The sequence below is a fragment of the Escherichia sp. R1 genome (assembly GCF_003000935.1).
Taxonomy (GTDB): domain Bacteria; phylum Pseudomonadota; class Gammaproteobacteria; order Enterobacterales; family Enterobacteriaceae; genus Escherichia; species Escherichia coli.
In genome coordinates, this window is the sequence record NZ_PSRU01000052.1 from 1 (window position 1) to 4,569 (window position 4,569).

At 57.5% G+C, this 4,569-nt stretch carries 4 protein-coding genes and 2 pseudogenes; 5 read left to right on the forward strand and 1 reads right to left on the reverse strand.

What is annotated here, in order from left to right; translation table 11 throughout:
* Positions 1–574: hypothetical protein (locus C4F37_RS26685; RefSeq protein WP_425475792.1), on the forward strand; the 574-nt coding region annotated here is incomplete at its 5' end.
* Between the two features lie 481 nt (positions 575–1,055).
* Here the strand turns inward: C4F37_RS26685 and C4F37_RS26690 are convergent.
* Positions 1,056–1,247 (reverse strand): hypothetical protein, encoded by a 192-nt coding sequence (locus C4F37_RS26690; protein WP_000951934.1) that lies wholly within the window; start codon positions 1,245–1,247, stop codon positions 1,056–1,058.
* A 23-nt stretch (positions 1,248–1,270) separates the two neighbouring features.
* Between C4F37_RS26690 and C4F37_RS26695 the strand changes: the two genes are divergently transcribed.
* From C4F37_RS26695 to C4F37_RS26710, 4 genes and pseudogenes are all read left to right on the forward strand, one after another.
* Positions 1,271–1,498 (forward strand): hypothetical protein, encoded by a 228-nt coding sequence (locus C4F37_RS26695; protein ID WP_000248278.1) that lies wholly within the window; start codon positions 1,271–1,273, stop codon positions 1,496–1,498.
* Positions 1,499–1,548: 50 nt separating this feature from the next.
* Positions 1,549–2,685 carry a DUF3883 domain-containing protein gene (locus C4F37_RS26700; protein ID WP_000080860.1) on the forward strand — a complete coding sequence of 379 codons (1,137 nt, stop codon included), beginning with the start codon at positions 1,549–1,551 and terminating at the stop codon, positions 2,683–2,685.
* Positions 2,686–2,799: 114 nt separating this feature from the next.
* Positions 2,800–4,063: pseudogene (locus tag C4F37_RS26705) on the forward strand (IS1182-like element ISCfr1 family transposase); the annotation flags it as partial.
* 64 nt (positions 4,064–4,127) lie between these two features.
* Positions 4,128–4,442, forward strand: a pseudogene (locus C4F37_RS26710) (IS6-like element IS26 family transposase); the annotation flags it as partial.
* Positions 4,443–4,569 lie beyond the last annotated feature (127 nt).

A 4,569-nucleotide genomic window follows, 5' to 3' on the forward strand; every position in this document is an offset into this window, starting at 1 on the left:
AGTACCAGCGTACGGCCCACAGAATGATGTCACGCTGAAAATGCCGGCCTTTGAATGGGTTCATGTGCAGCTCCATCAGCAAAAGGGGATGATAAGTTTATCACCACCGACTATTTGCAACAGTGCCGAGGAAATCGGGTTCGTGGTGAAAGAAACGGTCCCCATGCCAGCGAGCGGAGACTATCAGGATCTCCCCTTGTGGAGGGGACTTACGATCGCGGCGGTCAGGGAGATTCGAAGGAATTACTCGCAGGACATCATCATCCCAATGACGCTCGTGCACCCGGACTATCTGACTGAGATACTCGACGGGGTAAGGCGGATCGACGATCAGCTGCTGCACATCTTTCTGACGCTCAACGAGGACCTATTGCGTCACCGGATCGCGAACCAGACCATGCATCCTGACCCGAATCGAAATGCGGAGATTCGAGAGTGGCGATTAGCGAATGTCGCCCGATGCTTGGCCGCAAGGGAACGGCTTCCATGCACAACCCGTGTTCTCGATAGTGGTGCACACACCAGCGATGAACTCGCAGCGATGGTGCTCGACGGAATCGATGGGCGCACCTGATCGCCTTCGACGCCTGCGCAAAGCGTAGCGCGAGGGTGGCGGGCTCACGACCAAACGCCCAGAGGTCGATCATCGCAGGGATGTTTGGCTTTGTGGTGCGGACGACGGGACTCGAACCCGTACTCTCACAGAGAAGCAGATTTTCGTACCACCTCGACTTTCGCCGCCGTCTGATGACGTTCGTGGTCTGGACTGTCCCTTCGCCATTGCCCGAAGGCTTTAGGCGCCGCCCGTCCAGTCTCTACACCTTCCCCCGAAGGGGCTTGGCTCGGGATTGGCTTAGGGTATTGCCCGTTAGCGTTCCCCGACTTTGAGCGGTTCTACTCCGCGGATTTCCCCGCGGGCACTCCAATTTTAAAGTCTGCTGCGTCTACCGATTTCGCCACGTCCGCCTTTTTTCGCCGTTCCTAGCGCTCGTGCGATGCACCTATGTTGCACCTAGCGCCGAATCGTTCTTCGTCATCCTGAAAAACCACGTCTCCTAAAGCCTTGCATAGCTTATCTTTTCTCCACCACGAACTTTTTTGTGGGATGGTAGAAAAAAAGACTTTTTAAGTCCGCTGGCTTGCCAGGCCTTGTTAGCTTGTACGGTCATGGTTATCGGGTAAAGAATATTGACGGCATCGCTGGTGTCGGTGGCTGAAAAGCCGGCTCCCATCAGGGCAATAGCCATTTCAGATGCAGGCGTACAGGGCAATGGTCAACAGCTACAGCCTGTCTGACGATTCCGGCGTCATGGCTGCGGCGGCTATCACGCATTTTTTGTTCGGTCAGGCGGTGTTTTCGTACCTCAATGGTTGGAGCGTGTTGATCGGACCTGGTACAGGTTTGGACAGCACGGGCTGCAAATACGCAAGGGATTTAATGGGCCTGGTGGCGTTCACGGCTTTTATCGTGACGTTTCTGTTCAGGGGCTACTCATAATCTCGTGGCTCGGCGGTTCCCGGCACACCATGACAGTAAGGAAGGACCCTGTGTCTCAACTCTCCCAGCTTCGAAGCCCCGCCGCCGTGCAGGCTGCCATCGATGAGTTCGTGCAACTGGGCCGCACGAAATTCCTGGCGCGCCACGGCTACGGCAAGTCCCGCGACTTCCTGGTACGTGATCCGAAGACCGGCACCGATTGCGATTCCAAGGCCATCGCCGGTGTGGCCTTCGGCAAGCAATTTCCCGAGCAGGGCCCGCTCACTGCTGACAGCTTCTCCGGTGGCGAGGCGACCGTCGTTCCGGCGCTGACGCGGCTCGGGTTTCGCATCATTCGCATCGGCGAAGACTGGTCCGAAGAAGAGGTCCTGGCCACGGTCGAAGACTATTTCGACATGCTGCGTGCCGAGGCGGCTGGGGAGCCGTACAACAAGTCCGAGCACAACCAGGCACTGCGCCAACTGCTGAACGGTCGCAGCAAGTCTTCAGTCGAGCTCAAGCACCAGAACATTAGCGCCGTACTCGATGCCCTGGGCCTGCCCTATATCAACGGCTACAAGCCACGCGGCAACAGCCAACTGCTGCTGCGTAAATCCGTACACGCCTACGTTCTGGAACATCAGCAGACGGTCGGCGCTCTTGTCGATGCCCTGGAGGAGGTAAAACTTCCGGGTGACAAAACCTACCGAGCGGCTTTGGTAGAACCACCCGCCCGTGAAGTGCTTGTGCGTACCCCGGCATCTCTACGGCAACGCCTACCGCGAAAGTTCGATTATGCCGCTCGCGATGAAGCCAACCGCAAGCTGGGCCGGGCAGGGGAGCAGTGGGTGATTGGCTACGAACAGCAACGCCTGACCGAGCTCGGCCACCCAGAGCTTTTTCAGCGGCTGGATTGGGTGTCCGACACCCAGGGAGACGGTGCGGGGTTCGACATCCTGTCGTTCGAAGAGGACGCCCATGAGCGCTTCATCGAGGTGAAAACCACCAATGGCGGGGTAGGCTCGTCTTTCTTGGTCAGCCACAACGAACTCGAATTCTCCAAGGAGGCGGGCGATCAATTCCATCTGTATCGCGTGTTCCAGTTTCGGGACGGTCCGCGCCTGTTCACGCTACCCGGCGACCTCAGCCAACATGTGCATCTCAAGCCGACGGACTACCGGGCGAGTTTCCGGAGTTTGGTGGGGTAAAGGCAGGGTTCTGTTGAGCCGAATGGCTGTGTGCGGCCGATTCTGTTGAAAAAGTAGCGGCCTCCCCATGCCGTTGGCAAAATTGCTTTGTCAGCGAGCGTGGGGGCGAACAGCATGATGGGACAGTTACCGGGAGGACAGCAGCGCCTGTTCTACTCGTTCAATCTGGAAGATCACGTCCCGGCCCAACATCTCCTGCGCAGCATCGACCAGTGCTTGGATCTCAGTGATCTACGTGCCTACCTGGCAGATTTCTATAGCCCCATCGGGCGTCCCTCGATTGACCCGGAGTTGATGGTGCGCATGCTGGTCGTCGGCTACTTGCTATGGCATTCGTTCCGAGCGGCGATTGTGCGAAGAGGTGCACCTGAACCTGGCCTATCGCTGGTTCTGCCGGTTGGGTCTGGAAGACGAAGTCCCCAATCACTCGACCTTCTCGAAGAATCGCCATGGGCGTTTTCGTGACAGCGATCTATTCCGCTGGTTATTCAATGAGGTGCTGCGGCGCTGCATGGCAGCCGGCCTAGTCAAGGGTGAAGGTTTCGCCGTCGACGCCAGCATCATTAAGGCGGATGCCAGCCGGCAACGTGGGGTGGCGGGAGATGAGGTCGATTGGAACGATCCAAAGCTCAGCAGCCGCGCAGTGCGCGAGTACCTCGAAGCCCTTGATGAAGAGGCGCTGGCTGAGGCTCTTCCCAAGAAAATTTCGCTCACTGATCCTCAGTCCCGTTGGACAGCAGCGCCAGGTGGCCCGGCCTTTTTTGCCTACTCCACGAATTACCTGATCGACACTGAGCACGGTGTGATCATGGACGTGGAAGCTACCCCGGCGCACCGTACCGCCGAAGTCGATTCGACTAGGACGATGGTCGAGCGTGTCGAGGCGCAGTTCGATCTCACACCGGAACGCCTTATCGGCGATACCGCTTATGGCACCGCCCCGATGCTGGCCTGGATGGTCGAAGAAAAGGACATCGAACCGCATGTGCCGGTGTGGGACAAGACCGAGCGCAAGGACGACAGCCTCTCCAGTAACGACTTTCACTGGAGTCAGGACGCCAATGAATATCGCTGCCCAGCCGGCAAACCGCTACGCAGTGAATGGCGCGCCTTCACCCAGCAAAGGTCGCGGGTAACTAAGGCCAAAACCGTCATTTACCGCTCCAGCCAAACCGACTGCGCCACCTGCCCGTTGAAAGCGAAATGCTGCCCCAACACGCCGAATCGGAAGATCGTCCGCAGCATCCATGAGGCTGCCCGCGACGTGGCTCGACGCATCGCCAAGACACCGGAGTACCTCGTCTCTCGCTGCGAACGAAAGAAGGTGGAGATGCTTTTCGCCCACCTCAAACGGATCATGAAACTCGACCGTTTACGACGGCACTGTTGCAAATAGTCGGTGGTGATAAACTTATCATCCCCTTTTGCTGATGGAGCTGCACATGAACCCATTCAAAGGCCGGCATTTTCAGCGTGACATCATTCTGTGGGCCGTACGCTGGTACTGCAAATACGGCATCAGTTACCGTGAGCTGCAGGAGATGCTGGCTGAACGCGGAGTGAATGTCGATCACTCCACGATTTACCGCTGGGTTCAGCGTTATGCGCCTGAAATGGAAAAACGGCTGCGCTGGTACTGGCGTAACCCTTCCGATCTTTGCCCGTGGCACATGGATGAAACCTACGTGAAGGTCAATGGCCGCTGGGCGTATCTGTACCGGGCCGTCGACAGCCGGGGCCGCACTGTCGATTTTTATGGCACTGTTGCAAATAGTCGGTGGTGATAAACTTATCATCCCCTTTTGCTGATGGAGCTGCACATGAACCCATTCAAAGGCCGGCATTTTCAGCGTGACATCATTCTGTGGGCCGTACGCTGGTACT